This is a genomic window from Actinosynnema sp. NPDC020468 (assembly GCF_040642015.1).
GTDB lineage: Bacteria > Actinomycetota > Actinomycetes > Mycobacteriales > Pseudonocardiaceae > Actinosynnema.
On record NZ_JBFAEO010000023.1, the window covers coordinates 102938 to 127516 of the forward strand.

The 24579-nt window shown below is 72.4% G+C and carries 19 protein-coding genes; 8 read left to right on the top strand and 11 right to left on the bottom strand.

Annotated elements, in window-relative coordinates; all coding sequences use genetic code 11:
* Positions 1-2 precede the first annotated feature (2 nt).
* Both AB0G50_RS18405 and AB0G50_RS18410 read left to right on the top strand, forming a co-directional pair.
* Positions 3-1418, top strand: a complete 1416-nt coding sequence (locus tag AB0G50_RS18405; protein ID WP_360109540.1) for an RNB domain-containing ribonuclease — start codon at positions 3-5, stop codon at positions 1416-1418.
* A complete protein-coding gene (locus AB0G50_RS18410) occupies positions 1419-2168 on the top strand; it encodes a helical backbone metal receptor (protein ID WP_360109543.1) in 750 nt (249 codons plus the stop codon).
* On the opposite strand, the gene pip is transcribed toward AB0G50_RS18410, so the two are convergent.
* The 3 genes from pip to AB0G50_RS18425 all read right to left on the bottom strand — a co-directional run bounded on the left by pip (position 2165) and on the right by AB0G50_RS18425 (position 5412).
* Positions 2165-3103, bottom strand: coding sequence for a prolyl aminopeptidase (gene pip / locus AB0G50_RS18415; RefSeq protein WP_360109546.1), 939 nt, complete (start codon positions 3101-3103; stop codon positions 2165-2167). The genes AB0G50_RS18410 and pip overlap by 4 nt on opposite strands.
* Before the next feature lie 63 nt (positions 3104-3166).
* Positions 3167-4027 (bottom strand): 3-methyl-2-oxobutanoate hydroxymethyltransferase, encoded by an 861-nt coding sequence (gene panB / locus AB0G50_RS18420; protein WP_360109549.1) that lies wholly within the window; start codon positions 4025-4027, stop codon positions 3167-3169.
* A gap of 578 nt (positions 4028-4605) precedes the next feature.
* Positions 4606-5412 carry an alpha/beta hydrolase gene (locus AB0G50_RS18425; protein WP_360109552.1) on the bottom strand — a complete coding sequence of 269 codons (807 nt, stop codon included), beginning with the start codon at positions 5410-5412 and terminating at the stop codon, positions 4606-4608.
* On the opposite strand from AB0G50_RS18425, the gene lysX reads away from it, so the two are divergent.
* Complete coding sequence (gene lysX / locus AB0G50_RS18430) at positions 5411-8719, top strand: bifunctional lysylphosphatidylglycerol synthetase/lysine--tRNA ligase LysX (protein ID WP_360109555.1); 3309 nt, start codon at positions 5411-5413, stop codon at positions 8717-8719. The two genes, AB0G50_RS18425 and lysX, sit on opposite strands and share 2 nt — an antisense overlap.
* Before the next feature lie 3 nt (positions 8720-8722).
* Here the strand turns inward: lysX and AB0G50_RS18435 are convergent, their stop codons facing one another.
* A complete protein-coding gene (locus AB0G50_RS18435) occupies positions 8723-9472 on the bottom strand; it encodes an SDR family oxidoreductase (protein ID WP_360109558.1) in 750 nt (249 codons plus the stop codon).
* 121 nt (positions 9473-9593) lie between these two features.
* On the opposite strand from AB0G50_RS18435, the gene AB0G50_RS18440 reads away from it, so the two are divergent.
* A complete protein-coding gene (locus tag AB0G50_RS18440; RefSeq protein WP_360109561.1) occupies positions 9594-10475 on the top strand; it encodes a helix-turn-helix transcriptional regulator in 882 nt (293 codons plus the stop codon).
* On the opposite strand, the gene AB0G50_RS18445 is transcribed toward AB0G50_RS18440, so the two are convergent.
* The 4 genes from AB0G50_RS18445 to AB0G50_RS18460 all read right to left on the bottom strand — a co-directional run bounded on the left by AB0G50_RS18445 (position 10472) and on the right by AB0G50_RS18460 (position 13078).
* The gene (locus tag AB0G50_RS18445) at positions 10472-10660 is read right to left on the bottom strand and encodes a DUF397 domain-containing protein (protein WP_360109564.1); all 189 of its coding nucleotides are present in this window, start codon (positions 10658-10660) and stop codon (positions 10472-10474) included. The two genes, AB0G50_RS18440 and AB0G50_RS18445, sit on opposite strands and share 4 nt — an antisense overlap.
* 20 nt (positions 10661-10680) lie before the next feature.
* On the bottom strand, positions 10681-11529 hold the full coding sequence (locus AB0G50_RS18450) for a helix-turn-helix transcriptional regulator (RefSeq protein WP_360109567.1): 849 nt from the start codon (positions 11527-11529) through the stop codon (positions 10681-10683).
* Positions 11530-12035: 506 nt separating this feature from the next.
* Positions 12036-12230, bottom strand: a complete 195-nt coding sequence (locus AB0G50_RS18455; RefSeq protein WP_360109570.1) for a DUF397 domain-containing protein — start codon at positions 12228-12230, stop codon at positions 12036-12038.
* The gene (locus AB0G50_RS18460) at positions 12227-13078 is read right to left on the bottom strand and encodes a helix-turn-helix transcriptional regulator (protein WP_360109573.1); all 852 of its coding nucleotides are present in this window, start codon (positions 13076-13078) and stop codon (positions 12227-12229) included. The genes AB0G50_RS18455 and AB0G50_RS18460 overlap by 4 nt, the downstream gene beginning before the upstream one ends.
* Before the next feature lie 137 nt (positions 13079-13215).
* Here AB0G50_RS18460 and AB0G50_RS18465 point away from each other — a divergent pair, with 137 nt between their 5' ends.
* The gene (locus AB0G50_RS18465; protein WP_360109576.1) at positions 13216-13455 is read left to right on the top strand and encodes a hypothetical protein; all 240 of its coding nucleotides are present in this window, start codon (positions 13216-13218) and stop codon (positions 13453-13455) included.
* Between the two features lie 49 nt (positions 13456-13504).
* Here the strand turns inward: AB0G50_RS18465 and AB0G50_RS18470 are convergent, their stop codons facing one another.
* Positions 13505-15070 (bottom strand): alpha/beta hydrolase, encoded by a 1566-nt coding sequence (locus tag AB0G50_RS18470; protein WP_360109579.1) that lies wholly within the window; start codon positions 15068-15070, stop codon positions 13505-13507.
* A 73-nt stretch (positions 15071-15143) separates the two neighbouring features.
* Between AB0G50_RS18470 and AB0G50_RS18475 the strand changes: the two genes are divergently transcribed.
* Positions 15144-16859, top strand: coding sequence for an NAD+ synthase (locus AB0G50_RS18475; RefSeq protein ID WP_360109582.1), 1716 nt, complete (start codon positions 15144-15146; stop codon positions 16857-16859).
* 21 nt (positions 16860-16880) lie between these two features.
* On the opposite strand, the gene AB0G50_RS18480 is transcribed toward AB0G50_RS18475, so the two are convergent.
* Together AB0G50_RS18480 and AB0G50_RS18485 are read right to left on the bottom strand one after the other, a co-directional pair.
* Complete coding sequence (locus AB0G50_RS18480; RefSeq protein ID WP_360109585.1) at positions 16881-18377, bottom strand: MFS transporter; 1497 nt, start codon at positions 18375-18377, stop codon at positions 16881-16883.
* Positions 18374-19018: an LppX_LprAFG lipoprotein gene (locus AB0G50_RS18485; RefSeq protein ID WP_360109588.1), complete on the bottom strand. Its 645-nt coding sequence runs from the start codon at positions 19016-19018 to the stop codon at positions 18374-18376. Before AB0G50_RS18485 ends, AB0G50_RS18480 begins: the two co-directional genes overlap by 4 nt.
* A gap of 126 nt (positions 19019-19144) precedes the next feature.
* Between AB0G50_RS18485 and AB0G50_RS18490 the strand changes: the two genes are divergently transcribed.
* Positions 19145-20488 (top strand): glutamine synthetase family protein, encoded by a 1344-nt coding sequence (locus AB0G50_RS18490; protein WP_360109591.1) that lies wholly within the window; start codon positions 19145-19147, stop codon positions 20486-20488.
* An 8-nt stretch (positions 20489-20496) separates the two neighbouring features.
* Positions 20497-24192: an FkbM family methyltransferase gene (locus AB0G50_RS18495; RefSeq protein WP_360109594.1), complete on the top strand. Its 3696-nt coding sequence runs from the start codon at positions 20497-20499 to the stop codon at positions 24190-24192.
* Positions 24193-24579: the final 387 nt, after the last annotated feature.

Genomic DNA, 24579 nt, shown 5'->3' on the forward strand with positions numbered 1-24579 from the left:
CCATGGCCTCCATGGTGATCCGAACCGGCCGCGCGGACCTGGACTTCGGCGGCATCCGGACCGAGTTCGGACTGCCGTCCGCCTTCCCTCCCGAAGTGCTGGTCGAGGCGGAACGGGCGGTGGCCCGCGGGTACACCGTCGCGGGCCGCGAGGACGCGACCGACCTGCCGCTGGTGACCATCGACCCGCCCGGGTCGAAGGACCTCGACCAGGCGCTGCTGGTGCAGCGCGTCGGTGCCGGGTTCCGGGTGCACTACGCCATCGCCGACCTGGGCGTGTTCGTGGTGCCCGGCGGCAAGATGGACGCCGAGGTGCGCAGGCGTGGCCAAACCCTGTACCTGCCCGACGGCAACGTGCCGCTGCACCCGACGGTGCTGTCCGAGGGCGCGGCGAGCCTGCTGCCCGACCAGGTGCGGCCCGCCGTGCTGTGGACCTTCGAGTGCGGCGCGGACGGCGAGCCGGTCGACGTCCGGGTTCGGCACGCGATCGTGCGCTCCGTCGCCCGGTTCGACTACGAGGGCGTGCAGAAGTCGTTCGACGCGGGCACCCCGCACCCGTCGGTCGAGGCGCTGCCGGACTTCGGCCGGTTGCGCCGGCAGCTCGCCGTGGAGCGCGGCGCGGTCGAGTTGCAGCTGCCCGAGCAGGAGATCGTGCCCAACGGCGGCGGTGACTGGAAGCTCGTGGTGCGGCCGCGCGCGGCCGTGGACGCGTGGAACGCCGAGATCTCGCTGATGACCGGCATGGCCGCGGCCCGGATCATGATCGACGCGCGGGTGGGCGTGCTGCGCACCCTGCCCGACGCGGACGACGGCGCGGTGCAGAAGCTGCGCCGGTCGGCGGACGCGCTGGGCGTGCCCTGGCCCGAGGGCGTGACGCCGTCGCGGTTCCTCGCCGGGCTCGACCCGACCCGGCCCGAGTCGCTGGCGCTGTTCTCCGACGCCACGAAGTTGTTGCGCGGCGCGGGGTACACCGCGTTCGACGGCACGCTGCCCGCCGTGACGACGCACGCCGGTGTCGCCGCGCCCTACGCGCACGTGACGGCGCCGCTGCGCCGGCTGGTCGACCGGTTCGGCACCGAGGTGTGCCTGGCGGTCACGGCCGGCCGCGAGGTGCCCGCGTGGCTGCGCGACGCGCTGCCGCTGCTGCCGTCGTTGATGGGCGGCTCGGACGCGGTGGCGGGCAAGGTCGAGCGGGCGTGCCTGGACCAGGTCGAGGCCTGGGTGCTGGCGGACCGGGTCGGCGCGGAGTTCGACGCGGTCGTGCTGCGGGCCGAGGGGCACGGCGCGGACGTGTTCGTGGCGCAGCCGCCGGTGATGGGCCGGTGTTCGGGCGACGAGCTCCCCGAGGGCGAGACCATCCGGGTCCGGCTGCTGGAGGCCGATCCGGCGCGTCGCAAGGTGATCTTCGAAAGGGCCTGAATGCTTCCCGTCGACGACCTCGGCGAACCCGTGCCGCTGCCCGCGCCCCCGGTGCGGGTGGTGAGCCTGGTCCCGTCGCTGACCGAGGCGGTGGACCCGGCCGTGCTGGTCGGCGCCACGGACTACTGCACGCACCCGGCCGACCTGGACGTGCCGCGGGTCGGCGGGTCGAAGTACCCGAAGGTGGACCGGGTGCTCGCGTTGAGGCCGGATCTCGTGCTGGCCAACAGCGAGGAGAACCGGCCCGAGGACGTGGCGCGGCTGCGCGCCGACGGGGTGCCGGTGTGGGTCACCGAGGCGCCCGCGACGGTGCCGGCGGCGCTGGCGTCGTTGCGCCGGCTGTTCGCGACCGCGTGGGACGTCGAGCCCGGCTGGCTGGTCGAGGCCGAACGGCTGTGGCGGCCCGAGGTCGGGCCGCGGCTGCGCGCGGTGGTGCCGGTGTGGCGCAAGCCGTGGGTGGTCGTCGGTCGGGACACCTTCGCCGGTGACGTGCTGCGCCGGCTCGGCGTGGTCAACGCCTACGCCGGGCACGCCGAGCGCTACCCGAGGCCGGCGCACGAGGAGCTGCTCGCGGTCGAGGCCGACGTGGTCGTGCTGCCGGACGAGCCGTACGTGTTCACGCCGGAGGACGGGCCGCAGTGGTTCCCGGCCCTGCGGCCCGTCTTCGTGTCCGGTCGACACCTCACCTGGTACGGCCCGGCGCTGGTGGAGGCCAGGTCCGCGCTGGAGGTGGCGTTGCGCGCGGACTAGCTGCGGAACCGGTCGGTGGCGGCCACCAGCGCCGCCGCGATGCCCGGCTCGTCGGCCGAGTGCCCGGCGTCCGGCACGATCACCAGCTCGGAGCCCGGCCACGCGCGGTGCAGCTCCCACGCGGTGGTCGGCGGCGTCGCCACGTCGTAGCGGCCCTGCACGATCACGCCCGGGATGCCCGCGAGCCGACCCGCGTCCCGCAGCAGCTGCCCCTCCTCCAGGAAGCCGCCGTGGCGCATGTAGTGGTTCTCGATGCGGGCGAACGCGAGCGCGAACCGGTCCTTCGCGAAGTCCGCCACCAGCTCGGGCCGGGGCAGCAGGGTGATCGTCGAGGCCTCCCACACGCTCCACGCCACCGCCGCGGGCAGGTGCACGGCCGGGTCCGGGTCCTCCAGCAGTCGCCCGTACGTGCCGACCACGTCGCCGTCGGGCGCGAACCGGGTCAACTCGGCCCACGCCTCGGGGAACAGGAACCCGGTGCCGCCGGCGTAGAACCAGTCGACCTCCTTGCGCCGCATGGTGAACACGCCGCGCACGACCAGCTCGGACACCCGCTCCGGGTGGGTCTGCGCGTAGGCGAGGGCCAGCGTGCTGCCCCACGACCCGCCGAACACCTGCCACCGGTCGACGCCCAGGTGCGCGCGCAACGCCTCCAGGTCGGCCACGAGGTGCCAGGTCGTGTTGACCGCCGGGTCGTAGTCGTCGTCCGCGGCGTGCGGCAGCGACCGCCCGCACCCGCGCTGGTCCACCAGGACGATCCGGTACGCGGCCGGGTCGAAGAACCGCCGGTGCCCCGGTGTGCTGCCGCCGCCGGGTCCGCCGTGCAGGAACACCACGGGTTTGCCGTCGGGGTTGCCGCACTCCTCCCAGTACACGCGGTTGCCGTCGCCGACGTCGAGCAGACCGTGCTCGTGGGGCTCAATCTCGGGATACATACCCAGCACTGTGCCCGAACCGGGTGGCCCCGCGGGACCCGTGCGGGCCCCGCGGGGTCGTGGTCAGTGGAAGGTGTGCTCGGGCCCGGGGAACTCGTGGCCGCGCACCTCGGCGGCGAACTGCTCGGCGGCCGACTTCAGCACGCCCGCCACGTCGGCGTACCGCTTCACGAAGCGCGGCGCGCGGCCTCGGCGCAGCCCCATCATGTCCTGCCACACCAGCACCTGGGCGTCGGTGTCGGGACCCGCGCCGATGCCGACGGTCGGGATCGCCAGGTCGTGCGTGATCCGCTTGGCCACCTCGGCCGTGACCATCTCCAGCACCACCGCGAACGCGCCCGCCTCCTGCACGGCGAGGGCGTCGGCCACCACGGAGTCGAACGCGTCGTCGCGGCCCTGCACCCGGTACCCGCCCAGCTGGTGCTCGCTCTGCGGGGTGAACCCGATGTGCGCCATGACCGGGATGCCCGCCGCCGTGATCGCCCGGATGTGCGGCGCGAAGTACGCACCGCCCTCGAGCTTGACCGCGTGCGCGTGGCCCTCCTTCATGAACCGGACCGCGGTCGCCACCGCCTGCTCGACCGACACCTGGTAGGACCCGAACGGCAGGTCCGCCACCACGAGCGCGCGCTTCACCGACCGCGTCACGCCGCGGACCAGGGGCAGCAGCTCGTCCACGGTGACCGGGAGCGAGGTCTCGTGCCCGTAGACGTTGTTCGACGCCGAGTCGCCGACCAGCAGCACCGGGATGCCCGCCTCGTCGAACAGCTCGGCGGTGTACATGTCGTACGCGGTCAGCATGGGCCACGCCTCGCCGCGTTCCTTCAGCTCCCGCAGGTGGTGGATCCGCACCCGCTTGCCGGGGTTCGCGGCGGGGGAGGAGCCGCTGCCGTAGGGCGCGGCCAGCTCAGCCGAAGAGGTCATCGTGGACCGTCCTTCCCTCGAAGCCCGCAGCGTCGCGGGTCTCCGGGTCTCGTTGCACGGTTACCAGCCCAGGGTGACACCGGACGGGGCGTCGCGCGCACCGGGTGCGAGTAGTTTCACAACCCGCCTGCCGGCCGCGTGCGCCGGAACGCCCGCTGAATCGAACGAGACCGGCGGTCCCGACACCCGGACCCGCTCGCGGCCGCCCTGGCGCGGATCGCGCTCTCGGTGGGGCTGCCGCGGTCCGGCCGCGCCCTCGGTGAGGCGGCTCTGGTCCGGCCGCGCTCTTGGCGGGGTGGCTCCGGTCCGGCCGCGCCCTCTGCGGGTGGTCGCGGTCCGGCCGCGCTCTTGGCGAGGTGGCCGCGGTCCGGCCGCGCCCTCTGCGGGGTCGCTCCGGTCCGGCGCGCCTTCTGCGGGGTGGTCGCGGTCCGGGCGCTCGAAGCTCCCGGCACTCGCCGAGATGCCGGCCGGGCGTCCCCACCCGGTCGGCGTGGCTCGCGAAGCTCCCCGGCACTCGCCGTGACGCCGAGTGGGCGTTCCCGCGCGGTCGGCGCGGCTCGCGGAGTCCGGAAGGGCGTTCAGCGCTCCAGCACCCGCCGCACGGCCAGCGCCACCGCGTCCGGGCGGTCCAGCGGCACCATGTGCCTGCTGCCCGGCACCAGCACGTTCCGCCCCTGCGGGCTCAGGGCGGCCAGGGCGGTGTGCTCGGCCCACGGTCGCCGACCGGCCGTCAGCACGGTGAACGGCACCGCCGGCAGCGGTCGGAACACCCGCAGCCGCTCCACCGCCGCCACCTGACCCGGGTACGAGGCCAATTCGTCCAGCACCGCCGCCGACACCTCCCGCCGGGTGTACACCTCGCGCACCAACGCCGGGTCGGCCGGATCGCGTCGACCCAGCGTGGACCCCGACACCGCCCACCGCCGCAGTCGCACGCCGTGCCTGGCGAGCACGCGGTCCGCCCGCACCCGCAACAGGACCCGCGCGACCAGCGCCGACAGGTCGAACGGCCGCCCGGCGCCCGGCACCTCCAGGTCCGGGTCGACCAGCACCACCCCGCGCACCCTGGTCGGCCGCAGCCGGGCCCACGCCTCCACGTGCAGGGCCGCCATCGAGTGACCCACGAGCACGACCGACGGCGCGTCGCCCGCCACCGCGTCCAGCACGGCCACCTCGCGGGCCAGGGACGCGGGCGCGAGGGCCGGTCCGCTGCGCCCCGTGCCCGGCCGGTCGAAGACCACCACCCGCGCCCTCGGGGCCAGCAGGGATACCGTGGCGTCCCAGTCGAACCACGCGCCGCCGAGCCCAGAGCTGACCACGACGAGCGGACCGCCGGCCGGACCGGCGCCGCGGACGTGCACGGACCCGGCGAGTGAGGCGATCATGGTGGGCAAGTCGAGTACCTCTCGGGAGCGTGTGGTGCCAGTGGCCAGGTGGAAGACTCGTGCGGCGGGGTTCGTCGCCACGATCGTGCAACTCGCGGCACTGGCGTCGCTGGTCCTCCTCGTGGTGGACGAGGACTCGCCGGTCGCGGACGCCATTTTCCTCGGCGGCTACGCGTTGGGCCTCCCGGTCGACGCGAACCTGTTCATCGTCCTGGTGTTCGTGGTCCTGGGTTCCGCGCTGCGCCGCCGCAAGCGCGCCGCCCTGTCCACGTTGCTGCTGTTCGAGGTCCTCGGCCTCGGGTTGACCACCCTCGCGGTGCTGCTGGTGTTCGTCGCGCCGGACAACGTGCTGCTGGAGGGCGAGGAGCTCGACCTCGACCAGGCCGAGCTCTTCCTCGGCGGCGGCATCGCGACCTCCGCGGTGATCATCATCCTGCTGTGGCTGATCCGACCGGCCTTCCCCGCGCGGCTCGCGCCCGGCGCGTGGCGCAAGGCGCTGGTCACGTTCCTCACCGGCATCGTGCTGTGGTGCCTGGTCGGCTGGGGGCTCACCGAGCTGTTCCCCGGCACCCTCACCGAGGCGGGCGAGAAGCTGATCTGGGCGGCGAACCAGGTCACCGGCGAGGTGCTGCCGCTCAAGCGGGCCGGTGTCGGCGCGGGCCCGCAGTGGTTGAGCGTGGTCCTGGGCCTCGCCGGCACGCTGGTCGCGATCGCCACCCTGTACGTGTTCTTCCGCGGCGAGCGGAGCAGCCGGCTGCTCGGCGACCAGGACGAGCTGGAGGTCCGCCGACTGCTGGCCGCGCACGGCGAACCCGACTCGCTCGGCTACTTCGCGACCCGGCGGGACAAGAGCGTGGTGTTCGCCGCCAACGGCCGGGCCGCGCTGACCTACCGCGTCCTCGCCGGCACCACGCTGGCCAGCGGCGACCCGATCGGCGACGAGGACGCGTGGCCCGCCGCCGTCGAGGCGTGGCTGGCCGAGGCACGCCGGTACGGCTGGCTGCCGGGCGTGCTGGGCGCGAGCGAGCGCGGCGCGCACGTCTACACCGACGCGGGCCTCAAAGCCCTGGAGATCGGCGACGAGGCGGTGCTGGACGTCCGCGAGTTCAGCCTGGCGGGCCCCGAGCGCCGGGCCGTGCGGCAGGCGGTGAGCCGGGTCGAACGGGCCGGCTACACGACCCGCGTGCGCCGGCACGCCGAGATCCCCCCGGACGAGATGGCCTCGATCCTGGACCTGGCGCAGCGGTGGCGCGGCGCGCAGACCGAGCGCGGCTTCTCGATGGCCCTGGGCAGGCTCGGCGACCCGACCGACGGCCGGTGCGTGATGGTCGAGGCCTACGACTCCTCCGGCGACCTGCGCGGGCTGCTGTCGTTCGTGCCGTGGGGCAGGCGCGGCGTGTCGCTGGACCTGATGCGCCGCGACCGGGGCGCCGAGAACGGCCTGAACGAGTTCATGGTGGCCGAACTGGCCGACGCGGCGGGCAAGCTGGGCGTGCAGCGGATCTCGCTCAACTTCGCCATGTTCCGCGCGGTGTTCGAGGAGGGCGAGAAGATCGGCGCGGGCCCGGTGCTGCGGGCCTGGCGGTCGGTGCTGGGGCTCGCGTCCCGGTTCTTCCAGCTGGAGTCCCTCTACCGGTCCAACGCCAAGTACAGCCCCGAGTGGCTGCCCCGCTACCTCTGCTACAGCCGGGCCGCGTACCTGCCCCGGGTCAGCATGGCCGCGGGCGTGGCCGAGGGTTTCGTGCCCAGTCTGCGCTCGCTGTTCAAGCGCGGCTCGGACCGGGCGCTGCGCTACGAGACGGCAGGCACCCGGTTCGCCGCCGCGGTGGCCGAGATCGACGCGCTCAAGGTCGAGGCCAAGCAGGTCCGCCGCCCGGAGCAGGTGCGGGTCCGGATCGCCAAGCTGGAACGGCTGCGCGCGGACGGCGTCGACCCGTACCCGGTGAACTTCGCCCGCACCACGTCGCTGGCCGGTGCCCGCGAGCGGTTCGGCGACGAGGTGTCGGTGACCGGCCGGGTGGTGGCGCTGCGCGAGCTGGGCGGCCTGTGCTTCGCCCGGATCCGCGACTTCACCGGCGAGCTCCAGGTCATGCTGGACGCCGAGCGCCTCGGCGCGGGCCTGGACACCTGGAAGTCCGGCGTCGACCTGGGCGACCACGTGGGCGTGCGCGGCGAGGTGATCAAGTCGCGGCGCGGCGAGCTGTCCGTGCTCGCGGACGGGTGGGCGGTCACCGCGAAGTGCCTGCACCCGTTGCCGGACAAGCGGAAGGGCCTCGCCGACCCGGAGGCGCGGATCCGCAAGCGCTACCTGGACCTGGTGGTCAACCCCGACTCGGCGCGGATGCTGCGGCTGCGCAGCGACGTGGTGCGCGGCATCCGGGAGTTCCTGCACGACCGGGACTACCTGGAGGTCGAGACCCCGATGCTCCAGGCGGTGCACGGCGGCGCGAACGCCCGGCCGTTCGTCACCCACATCAACGCCTACGACATGCGGATGTACCTGCGGATCGCGCCCGAGCTGTACCTCAAGCGGCTGTGCGTGGCGGGCGTGGACCGGGTGTTCGAGCTGAACCGGAACTTCCGCAACGAGGGCGCGGACGCCACGCACAACCCCGAGTTCACCATGCTGGAGGCCTACCAGTCCTACGCCGACTACCGGGACATGCTGACCCTGATGCGGCAGCTGGTGCAGCACGCGGCCGTGGCGGCGCACGGCGCGCAGATCGCGCTGCGCGACGGCGTCGAGGTGGACATCTCGGGTGAGTGGCCGGTCGTGCCGGTGCACGAGGCCGTGTCGCGCGCGCTGGGCGAGGAGATCACGCCGGACACCTCGGTGTCCCTGCTGCGCGCGCTGCTCGCCGAGCGCGGCATCGAGCCGGACGAGGACGCCGAGCACGGCGCCCTCGTCCAGGAGGCGTACGACGAGCTGGTCGAGCCGACCACGGTGGAGCCGACCTTCTACACCGACTTCCCGATCTCGGTCTCACCGCTCACCCGGCAGCACCGGGTGGACCCGAGGCTCGCCGAGCGGTGGGACCTGGTCGCGTTCGGCGCGGAGATCGGCACCGCCTACTCGGAGCTGACCGACCCGCTGGAGCAGCGCCGCAGGCTCGAGAACCAGTCGCTCAAGGCCGCGAGCGGCGACGTCGAGGCGATGGAGCTGGACGAGGACTTCCTGACCGCGCTGGAGCACGGCATGCCGCCCACCGGCGGGCTCGGGATGGGCGTGGACCGGGTGCTGATGATGCTCACCGGCACCTCGATCCGGCAGACCGTGCTGTTCCCGTTCGTCCGGCCCGCCGAGTAGGGCTCAGACCTGGGCGGTGGGCTGCACGACGAGGTGGCTCAGGTTCACGTGCCGGGCCCGGCTGGTCGCGTAGGCCACCGCGTCGGCGAGGTCGGCGGCGGCCAGCGGCTCGACGGCGGCCAGCCACCGCGCCAGGTGCGCGTCGACCTCGGGGTTGTCCATGTGGGTGCCGAGTTCGGTGCCGGTCAGGCCGGGTTCGACGGTGGTGACCCGCACGCCGAGCGGGCCGAACTCGGTGCGCAGGTTCGCGGACAGGTGCGTCACGGCGGCTTTGGTGGCCGTGTACACGGCGTAGTTGGGGAACGTGAGGTGCGCCCCGATCGAGGAGATGTTCACCAGGTCGGCGGGTCCGTCGACACCCGCCGCGACCAGGTCTTCGGTGAACACCCTGGTGACGTTGAGCAAACCGGAGATGTTGGTGTCGATCATGCGAGACCACTCGTCCGAGCGACCCTCGGTGATCGGGTTGGCGAGCATCACGCCCGCGTTGTTGACGAGCAGGTCCACCCGGCCGAAGGCGTCGCGGATCGTCGCGGCGGCCTCGGACAGGTCGGCGGTCACGTCCGCCGCCACGGCGAGCGCCCGCCCACCCTCGGCGGTGATCTTCGCGGCCAGGTCGGCGAGCCGGTCGGCCCGGCGGGCCAGCAGCGCCACCTTCGCGCCGGAACGGGCGAGCAGCAGCGCGGTCTCCTCGCCGATGCCGCTCGCGGCGCCGGTGACGACTGCGGTCCGGTTGGTGAGGTCGTAGGTCATGGGACCAACGGTGGACCCCGGGCGCGCCGGTACCCGAGGCCCCGTTCGTCCTGGGGAAGCCCGCACCCTAGGACTGGCAGGACCAGGTTCGGTGCCGGTGTCCGCGGCCATACTGGGACGCGTGAACCACGACCTCGGCGAATTCCTGCGCACCCGCCGGGCCCGCGTCCGCCCCGACGACGTGGGCCTGCCCGGAGGCGGTCGGCGGCGCGTGCCGGGGTTGCGGCGCGAGGAGTTGGCGCTGCTGGCCGGCGTGAGCGTGGACTACTACATGCGGCTGGAGCAGGGCCGGACCCCGGCGGTGTCGGACGCGGTGCTCGACGCGGTCGCGGGCGTGCTGCGGCTGGACGAGACCGAGCGGCTGCACCTGCGCAACCTGGTCCGCCCGGCCAAGGTCAGGCGGCCCGCGCCGCAGCGGGTGCGGCCGGGCGTGCGGCGGCTGCTGGAGATGACGGGCGACGTGCCGGCGTTCGTGATGGGCAGGCGGTCGGACATCCTGGCGTGGAACCCGCTGGCCGGCGCCCTCTACGGCTTCGCCGAGCAGGACCCGGAACTGCGCAACAGCGCCCGGTACGCGTTCCTGGACCCGGCGGCGCGGACGTTCTACCGCGACTGGCCCTCGGTGGCCGCGGACGTGGTGGCCTACCTCCGGCTGGACGCGGGGGCGCACCCGGAAGACCCCAGGCTGGCCGCGTTGGTGGGCGAGCTGTCGGTCAAGGACGAGGGGTTCCGCAAGCTGTGGGCGCAGCACGCGGTGCTGGAGAAGACCCACGGGACCAAGCTGCTGCGCCACCCCGTGGTCGGCGACCTCGACCTGGACTACGAGAGCCTGCGGCTGCCCGGCGAGGAGCACCTGTCGCTCGCGTTCTACACCGCGCCCGCGGGCTCGCCGACCGAGGAGCGCCTGAAGCTGCTCGCGAGCTGGGCCGCGTCGGCCGCGGCGGGTGACGCTGGGCCGGCCGCGCCCGGCGGGAGGACGCGGCCGGGTTCCGCTTCTGCCTAGAGGCGATCGGTCTTCGCTGCGGACAGGAAGACCGCCAGAACGCCCCTGCGGAACTCGAGCACGGGGCCGTCGGTGTTCTTTGAGTCCCGGACGGCGGTGAGCCCGGATCTCAGCTCGACGCACTGGCCACCGCTGTTGCCGCTGCGGCTGCTCTTGCGCCACACCTCTTCGTGTTGCGGGATCATGCCCACTCCTCCGCTGGTGTTCACAGTTGCCCGGCGACACTAGCGATGAGTGCGGTGGAGGCGGTCGGCGAGAGTGCCTGTCCGAGCATTTCCCGGAAGGCGACCTCGTATTTCGCCACACGTAATGGCTCGTCCACGAACAACCCGTCCGTGAGCGTTTCGACGTACACCATTCGGCGTCGCCCCTGCGGGGGAGTGAGAATCGTGAACGGCAAACCCGAACCGGCGTGCGCACCCAAGGCGGTGGGAATCACCCGGATGGTGATCTCCGATCGGCGGGCCAGCCGGCGCAGGTGGGCGAGCTGTTCGACCATCACGGCCGGCCCGCCGACCTGCGCCCGGATCACCGATTCGGGTACCACCAGGGTGAGTGCCGGCGCGTCGGAGGTCTCCAGCAACGCCTGTCGGGCCATTCGCGCGTAGACCAGCCGTTCCACTTCCTCCGGGCGGAACGCGGAGTTGGTGGAAAGGACCGCACGTGCGTAGTTCTCGGTTTGCACCAGCCCGTGCAGCAGTTCCGGGAGGTAGGCGTCGATGGCGACCGCCGTCTCCTCGGTCGTGAAGAACTTCTTCAGCCGGTCGGGGATCACGCTGCCCCACGGTGTTCGCGGCCGGCGGCGCTTGGCCTCCGAGGCGAGGTGCTCCACGTCGGCGCGCTCGTCGCCGGTCACACCGTAGAGGTCCAGCACGACCTTGAGCTCCGCGGCGCGGATGGCCACGTCGCCGCGCTCGATCGTGCCGATCTTCCCCTCGCTGCACCCGAGCTCGTCCGCCGCCGCCTTGCGCGGCAAACCGGCACGCAGCCGGAACCTCTCCAGCGCCGCGCCCAGTTGCAGCTTGTAGCTCGTCGGGTTCTGCTCTCGCACCATGCCCAGCTCTCCTCGGTGATCGCGCAACAGTGTGCACGATCACCGGGGCGGGGGACGCCATTCCCATCGGGCAGACGAATCAAGTATTGCCGTCAAGATTTGACGACACATATCCGGAACCACGTGACGACCGGTTTTAGGGGTCGACCGATCGCCGCCCCCGATCGCGAGCCGTCCGTGGCCGGCGCATTCGCCTCCACCGTCCCGCCGCGCACGCCGTTGCGCCACAACCTTCTTCCGGCGCGCGACCCCATCCCCACCGGAGTCGGCGCTCACCCCGGCGGCACGCCGGTGCTCCGAACAGCCGAGTGCCACCGGGACCGGACGCGGATGTGAGGCAGCTCACCGAAGGAAATTCCGAAGAACCCCTCCGCGTGCCATCCGCGAACGCCCGCGGCCGCCTGGCGAACACTTGACCCGAAGGTCGTTCAAATAGTTTTTCGACTACCGCTGGCGACTTTCCCGACCGAGCCCGGAAGAACTGTGACCCGCCTCACGCGGAACCCTCAGAACCTCCCGCGCTTCACCGCCACCACGAACGCCCGCAGCCCCTTCGCGGACAACTCGACACCGGGGTTCTTGGAGTCGCGAGCCGCGGCCAGGTCCGACCGCAGCTCGACACAATCACCACCGCTGTTCCCGCTGTGGCTGCTCTTCCGCCAACCCTTGCCGTCCATGCCTCCGCCTTCCACCGCGATCATCGCCTCCCGCCGACTCTATCCAGCAACCGCAACGTCTCGGCAGGGCCAAGAGCGATGTCCATCAACTCCGCGAAGACCGATTCGTAGTGGGAGATCCGACTTTCCTCGTCGACGAGCAACCCGTCGGTCAGCGTCTCGACGTACACCGTCTTCGCCCGGTCGCCGGCGGGCGTGAGGATCATGAACGGGAAGTACAGCGCCCCGGTGAGCCCCGCGTCCGCGGCCACGACCCGGATCGCGATGTGGTCCAGCGCGGCGAGTTCCCGCAACCGCGCGATCTGCGCCTTCCGGACCGCCGGCGTGCCGACCGGCGTGTGCAGCACCGACTCCCGGATCACCAGCGTGTAGTCGGGCGGGTTCGGCCCGGTCAGTCGGGTCTGCCTGGCCATCCGCGCCTGCACGAGCCGGTCGACCTCGGTCGGGCTCAGCGCGGAGTTGGTCTCGATGATCGCCCGCGCGTAGGCCTCGGTCTGCACCAGGCCGTGCAGCAGGTCCGGTCGGTACAGCTCGATCCGGCGCGCGGTCTCCTCGGTGTTGAAGAACTTCCGGAGCCGATCCGGGATCGCCGACCCCCACGGCGTCTTGGGTCGACGGCGGCGGGCCTCCTCGCCGAGGTGCAGCAGGTCCGCCCGCTCGTCCCCGCGCACCCCGAACAGGTCGAGCAGCGCGACCAGTTCCAGCGGCGCGATCGAGGTGTCGCCGCGCAGGATCGTGCCGACCTTCGACACCGAGCACCCGAGGGTCCGCTGGACGTCCGCTCTCGACGTGCCGGTGCGCTCCATCAGCGCCCGCACGCGTTCGGCGAGTCCCGCCCGGTAGTCGGTGGGGTTCTGGCCGCTGGAGGTCATGCACCGCTCCTCGAAGTCGATCGCGGTCAGTCTGCCGGACGGTGATCCGCCTACAGGTCACCTGATCGGGCGGCTAGATTACCTGAGCGTTCAGGTTTAGCGTCACTCCCAACCGTTCAGCTTGATGGGAGACGTTCGTGACACACGAGGAACTGGTCAAGGACCTGGTCGAGGTCAACGCGCCGCGGGTGTTCGCGGTCGTGCAGGAGGAGGACGGCAACCCGGACGCGTGGGTGGCGGCGTGGGGCATGGCGTTCTTCGAGCACGCCGAGGTGGTCACCGTCGGCGGTGACTTCCGGATGCGGCTGGGTGACCCGGAGGGCGCGGTGGCCGCGTTCACCGGGCCGCAGGTGGGCGCGCGGCTCGTGTGGGTCTAGTGCCGGACCTGGCTCCGGACCTGGCTCCGGATCAGGTGGCGGGGCGCGGTCAGGAGCAGCGCTTGCCCTCGGCCGGCAGGGTCAGGTCGATCAGGTAGGCGGTGCCCGCGCCGTCCACGCACGCGTTGTCCTGGAGGAACACCGTGTGCTGGACGCCCTCGAAGGTGAGCAGGCCGCCGCCCAGCGCCTTGGCCAGGTTGACGCCCGCGTCGTACGGGGTCGCCGGGTCGCCGGTGGTCGAGATGACCAGCACCTTCGGCAGGTCGGCCACCTTCGGCTGGTGCGGCACGGTGGTCGGCGGCACGGGCCAGAACGCGCACGCGTCCAGGGTGCCCGCCGCCGCGCTGCCGTCGTCCAGGAACGGCGCGGCCTGCTTGTACTTGCGGGCCACGTCGTCCAGCACGGCGCGGTCGGTCAGCCTCGGCTCGTCCACGCACTTGATCGCGGTGAACGCGTCGGTGATGGTCGAGTACCGGCCCTGCTGGTCGCGGTCGTAGTACGCGTCGGCCAGCAGCATCAGCACATCGCCCTTGCCGTTGCGCAGCTCCATCAGCCCCTTGTTCAGCGGCGCCCACAACTCCTTGGAGTACATGGCCTGGATCGCGCCGGTGATCGCGTCGGAGTAGGACAGCTTCCGGTCGCCCGCGGGCACCGGCTTCGCGATCAGCGGCACGGTCAGGTCGTGGAACAGCCGGTTCGCCTGCGCGGGGTCCTTGGCCAGCGCGCAGTCGTCCCGCTTCGCGCACCACGCGGCGAACTCGGTGAACGCCTTCTGGAACCCGGCGCCCTGCGCGATCAGGGACTGCACCTCGTCCTGCGTCGGGTCCACCGCGCCGTCCAGCACGAGCGCGCGCACGTTCTTCGGGAACGCCTCGGCGTACCCGGTGCCGATCGCCGTCCCGTAGGAGTAGCCGAGGTAGGTGAGCTTCTCGTCGCCCAGCACGGACCGCAGCACGTCGAGGTCCTTGACGACGTCCCGGGTCCCGAGGTTCGCGAGCACGTCCGCGCCGGTGTTGGCCGCGCACTTCTCCGCGTAGGCCTTGTTCTCGGCCTCGGTCTGCGCGATGCCGGCGGGCGTGGTGTCGACGTCGTTGTCCAGCCGGTCCGCGTCGCGCTCGGCGTCGGTCAGGCACTTGACCGCCGGCTCGCTCGACCCGACGCCGCGCGGGTCGAACCCGACCAGGTCGAACCGCTGCCCCAAGGGCGACTTGCCGACCGTCGTGGCGAGGCTCGCGGCGGCCGACATGCCGGACGCGCCCGGTCCGCCGGGGTTGATCACCAACGACCCGATCCGGTCCCCGGTGGCCTTCTGCCGCAGCAGGCCGATCTTGATCTTCGTGCCGGTCGGCTTCGCGTAGTCCAGCGGAACCTCCATGCGCGAGCACTCGAGGTTCTTCTTGTTCCGGTACTGGCCGGTGGTGGAGAGCGTCGTGGCGTAGGAGGCGCAGTCCTCCCAGCCGAGTTGCTGACCGTAGAAGGACTCCAGCCCCTGCGGCACCGCACCCGCCGGGCCCTGTCTCTCCAGCGTGGTCCCCGCCGTCGGCGAGCCCGTCACCACGACGGTGCACGAGACGAGCAGGGGAGCGGCGAGGATCAGCAGCAACAGGCGGCGCACGCCTGCGATCGTAGGTGTGACTCGCCCGCCACATCGGCCACCAAGTACGCGTGGCGTGGGTCAAAATGTCCCCATGCCTCAGCTGCGCCTCGCCCTCGCCCAGGTCAACGCCTGTGTCGGCGACCTGTCCGGCAACGCCGAACTCGTCGTGGACTGGACCCGCAAGGCGGTCGAGGCGGGCGCCCACCTCGTGGTGTTCCCGGAGATGGCGCTCACCGGGTACCCGGTCGAGGACCTGGCGCTGCGCGAGTCGTTCGCCGACGCGTCCCGCCGCGCCCTGGACGCGCTGGCCGTCGACCTCGCCGACCGAGGGCTGGGCGACATCGCGGTGTTCGTCGGCTACCTCGACCGCGACGAGCGCGGGGCGCGCAACGCCGCCGCCGTGCTGCACGGCGGCGCGGTCGTGGCCCGGCAGCACAAGCACCACCTGCCGAACTACGGCGTCTTCGACGAGCGCCGCTACTTCACCCCGGGCGACTCGCTGGACGTCGTGCGCCTGCACGGCCTGGAGATCGGCCTGGTGATCTGCGAGGACCTGTGGCAGGACGGCGGTCCGATTGCGGCCCTGGGCGCGGCGGGCGTGGACCTGGTGGTCTCGCCGAACGCCTCGCCGTACGAGCGCAAGAAGGACGACGCCCGGCTGCCGCTGGTGGCCAGGCGGGCCGTCGAGGCCGGCGCGCCGCTCGCGTACGTGAACCTGGTCGGCGGTCAGGACGAGCTGGTGTTCGACGGCGACACGATGGTGGTCACCGCGACCGGCGAGCTGATCACCCGCGCGCCCCAGTTCGTGGAGCAGCTGACCGTGCTCGACCTCGACCTGCCCGGCGGCGCGGCCCGCGCGGACGGCCTGGTCGGCGATTTCACCGTGCACCGCCGGACGCTGTCGGCGGACCCGCTGCCCTCCTACGAGCCGCTGCCCGTGCCGCCGTCGGCCGAGCCGCTGTCCGACGAGGCCGAGGTGTGGCACGCGCTGGTCGTCGGCCTGCGCGACTACGTGCACAAGAACGGCTTCCGCTCGGTGACGCTGGGCCTGTCCGGCGGCATCGACTCGGCGGTGGTCGCGTCGCTGTCGGTCGACGCGCTCGGCGCGGGCAACGTCTACGGCGTCTCGATGCCGTCGGTGTACTCGTCGGACCACTCGAAGTCCGACGCCTACGAGATGGCCCGGCGCACCGGCCTTGACTACCAGGTGCAGCCGATCGCGGACATGGTCGAGGTGTTCGTCTCGCAGCTCGGGCTGACCGGCCTCGCCGAGGAGAACGTGCAGGCGCGCTGCCGCGGCGTCACGTTGATGGGCCTGTCCAACCAGCACGGCCACCTGGTCCTCGCGACCGGCAACAAGACCGAGCTCGCGGTGGGCTACTCGACCATCTACGGCGACGCGGTCGGCGGGTTCGCGCCCATCAAGGACGTGCTGAAAACCCTCGTCTGGGACCTCGCGAAGTGGCGCAACGCCCAGGCCGAGAAGCTCGGCGAGCTGCCGCCCATCCCGGAGAACTCGATCACCAAGCCGCCGTCGGCCGAACTGCGCCCCGGCCAGGTCGACACCGACTCGCTGCCCGACTACGAACTCCTCGACGCCGTCCTGGACGACTACGTGGAGGGCGACAAGGGCTACCAGGACCTGCTCGCGGCGGGCTTCGCGCCGGAACTGGTCGACCGCGTGCTGCGGATGGTCGACCGGGCCGAGTACAAGCGCCGGCAGTACCCGCCGGGCACCAAGATCAGTCTCAAGGCGTTCGGCCGCGACCGCCGGCTGCCGATCACCAACGGCTGGCGCGAGGGCTGACCGGCCGTCGACGCCGCGGGTTCAGGCCTTCCCGCCGGACCCGCGGCCCGGCATCAGCAGCGCACCGGCCGCGCCCAGCACGCAGACCACCGCCGTGATCACGAAGATCTCGTGGTACTCGGTCAGCAGCGCGTCGGTCAGCCGCGTCCGGTACTCGGCGAGCTGCCCCCGGTAGACCTCGGCGTCCACCCCGAACGGCAGCGGCGTCGACAGGGTCGCGGTCAGCTCGCGGAAGCGGTGCAGCCCCCACGCGGTCAACGCCGCCACGCCCACGAGCATGCCGGTCATCCGCGCCACCACCACGGCCGCCGACGCGACGCCGTGCTGCGCCGCCGGCACCACCCGCAGCACCGCCGACGACACCGGCGCGATCACCAGCCCCAGCCCGAACCCGGCGATCACCAGGTCCCGGTCGAGCACGAACCCCGACACGTCCGCGGGCCACCGGGCGATCAGCGCGTACCCGACGGCGGCGATCACGAGTCCCCCGAACGAGACCCACCGATCACCCACCCGTGAGGCGATCCACCCGCCGACCACCGCGCCCACCGGCAACGCGACCAGGAACCGGGCCAGCAGCACCGCCGCCGACCCCGAGTCGCGCAGCAACACCGTGCGCGCGAACAACTCCACGTCCACCAGCGTCACCATCAACGCCGCGCCCGAGGCCAGCGAGACGCCCAGCGTCGCGAAGAACGGCCGCAGCGCGACACCCCTCGGGTCCAGCAGCCGCACCGACGACCGCCGTTCCCACCACACGAACCCGGCGCCGACCAGCGCGGCGCCGCCGAGCGCCCACCAACCCCACGGCGGCAGCACGGCGTGCTCCGGGTCGGGGTTGTACAACCCGACCACCAGCAACCCGAGCGCCAGCGCCAGCAACCCGCCGCCGACGAGGTCGATCCGCACCGGCCGCCCGCCACCGCCCGGCACGACCAGCTGCACCACCACGGCCGCCACCAGCGCGAGCGGCAGGTTCACCCAGAACACCCACCGCCAGGCCTGCGGCTCCAGCGCGGTGAAGAACGTCCACCCGCCGAACAGCGAGGTCACCCCGACGCCGTACAGCGTCCCCAGCACGCTGCCCAACTCCTGCGCCGCGCCCACCACGCCCAGCGCCGTGGTGCGCCGCTTCGGCTCCCACAGGTCCGCGACCAGCGCCAACGTCACCGGCAGCAGCGCGCCCCCGGCCAACCCCTGCACCACCCGCCCGGCCACCAGCACCGGAAGGTCGGCGGCCAGCGCCGTCACCACCGAGCCCAGCGCGAACCCGGCCAGGCACGCGTGCAGCACGACGCGGCGGCCGAACCGGTCCGACAGCTGACCGAGCAGCGGCATCCCGGCCACGTACCCGAGCAGGTAGCCGGTCACCACGGGCGTCGCGCGCTCCAGGTGGTTCACCGGCACGCCCAGGTCGCGCACCATGTCGACCAGCACGCCGACCACCACGTACGCGTCCAGCGCGCCCAGCAGCACGGCCACCGCGCCCGCGCCGAGCGCGAGCCCCCGCGACCTCACGCGGGCGGCGTGACGGTGACCAACTTGTTCAAGTCGGTCAGGTCGACGGTCGCCTTCGCCCCGTTGGGCATCGTGAACACCGCGTTGACCAGCTTCTCGTCCCGCACCGAGAACCGCGCCTTCACGTCGGCGTCGATGCCGGGCACCAACCCGGCGGCCACCTCGGCCGGCACGGTCGCCTCGACCACGCTCACCCCGCCGTCCGACGACACCGTCTTCGCGCCGTTGGCCGCGCCGAGCACCTTCGCCACGCCGCGCGCCGGGTCCAGGATCGCGGTCGGGTCGTACACCGAGCCCGCGAGCGCCGACGACAGCTTGGTGAACCCGCCCGTCGGCCCCTTCACCCACAGGTCCTTGCCGACCAGCACGAAGTCGACCTCGACCAGCTGCCCGAACTGCTCGACCTTCGCCCGACCCGACGACTCGCCCGACGAGGTCAGGTCGCCCTCGGCCTCCTTCACCGGCACGTTCGGCACCTCGCCGTCCACCTTCACGGTGAAGTGCGCGCTCGACACCGCCTTCATCGAGACGGAAGCCTGGGAGAGCAGCTCGGAACCCTCGGGAAGTTCCCCCGACGAGGAACCGCAACCGGCGAGCAACACGAGCGCGAGCGACCCGATCAGGGCGCGGCGGGTGACCATGCCCGCATCGTAGAACGGCGCGGACCGCCCGACCGCAAGCCCTTGACCAGGGAGTGATGAACCCGACGCGGCCGTTCCACCCGGTCGGTCACGCGCCACGTCCCGTATTTACCTAGGCTTCGTGCCATGAACCGCCAGCAGGAGTTCGTGCTCCGCACCCTTGAGGAACGCGACATCCGGTTCGTCCGGCTCTGGTTCACCGACGTCCTGGGCTTCCTCAAGTCCGTCGCGGTGGCGCCGGCCGAACTGGAGGGCGCTTTCAGCGAGGGCATCGGCTTCGACGGCTCGGCCATCGAGGGCTTCGCGAGGGTGTACGAGTCGGACATGGTGGCGAAGCCGGACCCGGCGACGTTCCAGGTGCTGCCGTGGCAGACACCGGACCGGAACAACTACTCGGCGCGGATGTTCTGCGACATCGCGATGCCCGACGGCTCGCCGTCGTGGGCCGACCCGAGGCACGTCCTGCGCCGCACCCTCGCCAGGGCGAGCGAGGCGGGTTTCACCTGCTACGTGCACCCCGAGATGGAGTTCTTCCTCCTCAAGGGGCTGCCCGACGACGGGAGCGAGCCGCTGCCCGCGGACAACGGCGGGTTCTTCGACCAGACCAGCCACGAGACCGCGACGCACTTCCGCCGGCACGCCATCGAGGCGCTGGAGGCGATGGGGATCTCGGTCGAGTTCAGCCACCACGAGGGCGCGCCCGGCCAGCAGGAGATCGACCTGCGCTACGCCGACGCCCTCACCATGGCCGACAACGTCATGACGTTCCGGTACGTGATCAAGGAAGTCGCGATCACCCAGGGCGTGCGGGCCTCGTTCATGCCCAAGCCGTTCTCCGACCAGCCCGGCTCCGGCATGCACACGCACGTGTCGCTGTTCGAGGGCGACCGGAACGCGTTCTACGACCCCGAGGACCCCTACCAGCTCTCCGACACCGGCAAGATGTTCGTCGCCGGACTGCTCAAGCACGCGCGCGAGATCTCCGGTGTCACGAACCAGTGGGTCAACTCCTACAAGCGGCTGATCGTCGGCGGCGAGGCCCCGACGGCCGTCTGCTGGGGCCACTCGAACCGGTCCGCGCTGGTCAGGGTGCCGATGTACTCGCCGGGCAAGTCCTCGTCGCGCCGGGTCGAGATCCGGTCGCTCGACTCGGCCTGCAATCCGTACCTGGCGTACGCGGTCATCCTCGCGGCAGGCTTGAAGGGCATCGAGAAGGGCTACGAGCTTCCACCGCCGGCGGAGGACGACGTGTGGTCGCTGACCGACCGCGAGCGGCGGGCCGCCGGCTACGACAACCTGCCGCAGAACCTGGGCGAGGCGCTGACCGAGATGGAGAACTCCGAACTGCTCCCCGAGGCGCTCGGCGAGCACGTCTACGACTTCTTCCTGCGCAACAAGCGCACCGAGTGGGACGCGTACCGGCGCAGCGTGACGCCGTACGAGCTCCGGACCCTGCTCCCCGTCCTGTGAGCGGGCCGGTGAACGGGCGCCCGGTCCGGGTGGTGCACACCGGGCACTCGGAGAAGGTGGGGTTGCAGTCGGTGACCGAGATCCCCGCGGGGTCGCAGGCGCGGCCGACGCTGATCGCGTGCACGGTGGCCACCGCCGCCGAACTGCCCGCGACGAAGGTGCTCGCGTCGTCGTTCCTGGCCCACCACCCCGAGGGTCGCTTCCTCGCGCTGATCGTGGACGCGCTGCCCGAGCACTCCGGCCCGGGCCTGGTGACACCGGCCGACCTCGGCCTGCCGCCCGAGGAGCTGGCGGAGCTGGCCACCGGCTGCACCGCGGCCCAGCTCGGCGGCCTGCTGCGACCCCGGCTGCTGGAGCAGCTGCTCGGCCAGGGCGTGCCGGTGCTCTACCTCGACCCGTGGGCGCACGTGCTCGCGCCGCTGACCGACGTGGTGCTCGACGCCGTGGCGCGCGGCCCGCTCGTGCTGCTGCCCCGGTCGCTGCGCCCGCTGCCCGACGACGGCCTGCGGCCCACCCAGTCCGAACTGCTCGACACCGGAGTGTTCGACCCCGGCTTCCTGGTGGTCGCGCCCGGCGCGGAGCCGTTCCTGCGCACCCTGGGCGACCAGCTGCGACGCACCCCGGACGCCACCAAGGCCGTCCTGGACACCGCGCCCGCGCAGGTCAACGTGCAGGTGCTGCGGGACGCCACGATCGGCCTGTCGTCGTGGAACGCCGCCCAGCGCGACCTTCACCGGATCGAGGAAGGCCCGGTCACCGTGATGGGTGAACCGGTGCGCACCGTGCACTTCGCCGGCTTCGACCCGCAACGCCCGTGGCTGCTGTCCGCCGACTTCGCCGACCGCCCGCGCGTGCTGCTGTCCGAACGCCCGGTCCTGGCCGACCTCACCGCCGCCTACCGGGCCGAACTCGTCCGGCACGGCCACACGCCCCAGCACGTGCCCTACGGGTTCGGCCGGCTCGCCGACGGCACCCGCATCCCCGAGGGCCTGCGCGCCCTCTACCGCGAGGAGATGCGCGCCCGACCGGGGTCCGCGTTTCACCCGGACGGGTTCTCCGCCGACGAGACCCGACCCTCCGCGTTCGGACCCGACCTGGCCGGCTGGCTCATCTGGGCCTGCTCCCCGCGCCCGGACGCGCCCGGCAGCACCCGCTGGTCCGCCGCGCTGTGGGACGAGGACGAGGGCCTGCGCGCCCAGTTCCCCGACCCGTTCGGCGCCGACCTCTCCGCGTTCCGCGACTGGTGCGCCACCACCGGCACCGCCGGCGCCCGCCTGCCCAGCCCCGCCGTGCCTGGCCCGAAGGCGCAGGCGCCCGCTTTACTCGACCAACTCGGCGTCTCGGTGCTCGGCACCGGCCCGCTGGCCGACCTGGTCCGCTCGGCCGCCCGCGCCTCCGGCCTGCCGACCGGTGACGGCGTCGGCTACCCGATAGTCCTCCGGGTCGCGAACAGCACCCCGGTGCCGCCCGACCGGTACCTGGTCGACTTCCGCACCGACGCGCCGTCCGCGCCCGACGCGCACGAGCTGTGGGTGCCGTCGGAAACGTCGCGGGTCGCGTTCGAACGGCCCGACGTGCCGGTGCGCACGCTCCCGTTGCCCGTTCCCGAGGCCGACCCCGTCGAGCGCGAGGAACGCGAGGAGGTGGTGTTCGCGGCCATCGCCGACCACGCCACCGACCGCGCGGGCAACGTGCTGGGCGCCGTGTCGGCGTTCCTCGCCGCGTTCCCCGACCGCGCGGACGTCGTGCTGCGGATCGCGGTGCACGGCGCGTCCGAGCACCCCGAGGCCGCCGAGCGGCTCCGCCTGGCCACCGCCGCCGACCCGCGCGTGCAGCTGGTCGACCAGGTCGACCTCACCGCGGACTGCCTCGTGTCGCTGCACCGCGGCGGCGCCGACGACCGGATCGCGCTCGCGCTGGCCCACGTCGCCGCGCACGGCGTGCCGATCATGGTCGGCGACCACGGCGCGGTGGCCGAGCTGTTCGACAAGTCCTCGGTGGTGTTCGTGCCGTGCCGCCAGGGCGTGGAACCGGACGTCCAGGCCGCCGTGAAACTGCTGCGCGCGCTCGCCGACGACCTGCCCACCGCGCACGCCATCGGCGCCGCCGGCCGCGAGCGGATCCGCTCGACCCGCGCCCTGGACCAGATCGGCGACCTGCTCCGGGACCGCGTCGAGCACGCCTACCGCTCGTGGCGCGCCCGCCGCGCCGCGCAGAACCCGGCGCCCGCCGTCGACCCGCTCAAGGCGCTGCACTCCGCGAAGCACGCGCTGCTGCGCGAACCGGACGTGACCAAGTCCAGCCGCACGCCCATGGCGCCGCAGCTGCGCAAGGTCGTGCTGCGGGTGCTCGACCACTACGACAACCACATGCGCGACGTGCTGACGTCCCTCGTGGACGGTGTCGAGCGCACCGTGTCCGAAGTGGTCCGCCGCCAGGACGAGGTGTCCGGCGGCATCGGCATGGGCGAGCTCGAGGTGCTGCGCAACGAGGTCGAGCACCACGCCGAGCGCCAGGAGCAGGTCTACGCCCAGGTGCTCGGCCTGGACGACGGCGTCGTGCGGGTCCGCGCGGACATGGCGGGCCAGGGCAGGCGACTGCGCGAGATCGAGGACGCCGTGGTGTCCGAGGCGGGCAAGCACGCCAAGCAGGCCGACGCGCTGACCCAGCGGATCGACAAGCTCGCGGTCGCGCTGGAGCGCACGCTCGACCGGATCGACTCGCTCGAGTCCAAGGTGGTCGAGGTGCTGCGCGAGCGCGACACCCGGCTGGACGTCGGCATCCGCGCGGCCAACCAGGCCCAGCTCACCGCCGACGCGCTGCGCCGGGTCGTGGTGCGCGAGCACGAGCGGCACGCCGCGGCCGGGGTGTCGGTGCGCAGCTCGCTCGTGCTGACCGACGTGGGTCTGCTGCGGCTGCCCGCCGACGACGCGTTCATGCTGCCGCTGCTGTCCAGCAACGGGGTGTGGGAACCGGACCTGTCCGAGCTGATCGACTCGGTGGTGGAGCCCGACGGGATCTTCCTCGACGTCGGCGCGTACGTGGGCTACCAGACGGTCCGGATGCTCGGCAGGCTCGGCGGGCTCGGCGCGGTGGTCGCCGTCGAACCCAGCCCGGAGGCGCTGGAACTGTTGCGGCACAACGTGTCGGTGAACCTGCCGGCGTCCGTCGCGGACGGTCTGGTGGTGGTCGACGCGGCGGCGTGGGAGAGCGTGGGCGAGGTCGCGACCCAGCCGTCGCTCACCGGCGGCCTGTCCGTGGCGCCGCTGCCGGACGGCGCGGCGCAGGACGTGGCCAGGGTGCGCGCGGCCCGGCTCGACAAGGAGCTGGAGGCGGTGCCCGCGCTCCAGGGCCGCAAGCTGTCGGTGGTGCGGGTGGACGCGCCGGGTCGCGGGCACCGCGCGCTCGCCGGGCTGGTCCGGCTGCTGCGCCGGGACCGGCCGCACGTGTTCCTGGAGTTCTCCGCGACCGCGACCGAGTCGTTGGGCGACGATCCGGTCACGGTCCTCAAGGAGTTCCGGATCTGGGGCTACGACCTGGTGCCCGTGGCGACCCGCGAGGCGGCCGACCCGGAGCAGATCGTGGCGGCCATGGAAGGTCTCCGATCGATCACGCTGTGGCTCCGTCCGCGTCCGGTGGCCGCCAAGCAGAGCCCGCCGACCGTCGCCGTGCCGCTCCGGCAGCCCGCTGACCAGGCGATTTGACACCGACGAAGGTCATGAGTAACTTTTACCGAGTCGCCAGCAAGACCCCCGGAACGAGCGGTTGACACCGCGAATCGGGCTGGGTAGAGTTCTGCGGCGTCACCCCGGGAAGCGAATAAGCGGCATAAGATGCCGCCTCGGTCCCTGGGAAATACAAGCAAACTGAATGCGAAGCGAGTTTCTCGTGGAGCCGGAGACGCCGAAACGGCCGATTTGACACCGCGAAAACGAACGAGCTAAGCTTTCAACACAAGCCCCGGAATGAACCGCGGTAAGACGCGGGACAAGATGGTGAGCGCGTGTTCTTTGAGAACTCAACAGCGTGCCGAATAGCCAGTAAATTGTATGAACCTCGTCAAGAGGTTTTCCTTTGAGATTGTTACTGGA

Bases quoted from the DNA above. Each gene is read 5' to 3' on its own strand.
- AB0G50_RS18405 (WP_360109540.1), top strand. From the start codon at position 3: ATGGCCTCCATGGTGATCCGAACCGGCCGCGCGGACCTGGACTTCGGC.
- AB0G50_RS18490 (WP_360109591.1), top strand. From the start codon at position 19,145: ATGAACCGCCAGCAGGAGTTCGTGCTCCGCACCCTTGAGGAACGCGAC.
- AB0G50_RS18410 (WP_360109543.1), top strand. From the start codon at position 1,419: ATGCTTCCCGTCGACGACCTCGGCGAACCCGTGCCGCTGCCCGCGCCC.
- AB0G50_RS18450 (WP_360109567.1), bottom strand. From the start codon at position 11,529: ATGGTGCGAGAGCAGAACCCGACGAGCTACAAGCTGCAACTGGGCGCG.
- pip (WP_360109546.1), bottom strand. From the start codon at position 3,103: ATGTATCCCGAGATTGAGCCCCACGAGCACGGTCTGCTCGACGTCGGC.
- panB (WP_360109549.1), bottom strand. From the start codon at position 4,027: ATGACCTCTTCGGCTGAGCTGGCCGCGCCCTACGGCAGCGGCTCCTCC.
- AB0G50_RS18485 (WP_360109588.1), bottom strand. From the start codon at position 19,018: ATGGTCACCCGCCGCGCCCTGATCGGGTCGCTCGCGCTCGTGTTGCTC.
- lysX (WP_360109555.1), top strand. From the start codon at position 5,411: ATGGTGGGCAAGTCGAGTACCTCTCGGGAGCGTGTGGTGCCAGTGGCC.
- AB0G50_RS18435 (WP_360109558.1), bottom strand. From the start codon at position 9,472: ATGACCTACGACCTCACCAACCGGACCGCAGTCGTCACCGGCGCCGCG.
- AB0G50_RS18475 (WP_360109582.1), top strand. From the start codon at position 15,144: ATGCCTCAGCTGCGCCTCGCCCTCGCCCAGGTCAACGCCTGTGTCGGC.
- AB0G50_RS18445 (WP_360109564.1), bottom strand. From the start codon at position 10,660: ATGATCCCGCAACACGAAGAGGTGTGGCGCAAGAGCAGCCGCAGCGGC.
- AB0G50_RS18455 (WP_360109570.1), bottom strand. From the start codon at position 12,230: ATGATCGCGGTGGAAGGCGGAGGCATGGACGGCAAGGGTTGGCGGAAG.
- AB0G50_RS18425 (WP_360109552.1), bottom strand. From the start codon at position 5,412: ATGATCGCCTCACTCGCCGGGTCCGTGCACGTCCGCGGCGCCGGTCCG.
- AB0G50_RS18460 (WP_360109573.1), bottom strand. From the start codon at position 13,078: ATGACCTCCAGCGGCCAGAACCCCACCGACTACCGGGCGGGACTCGCC.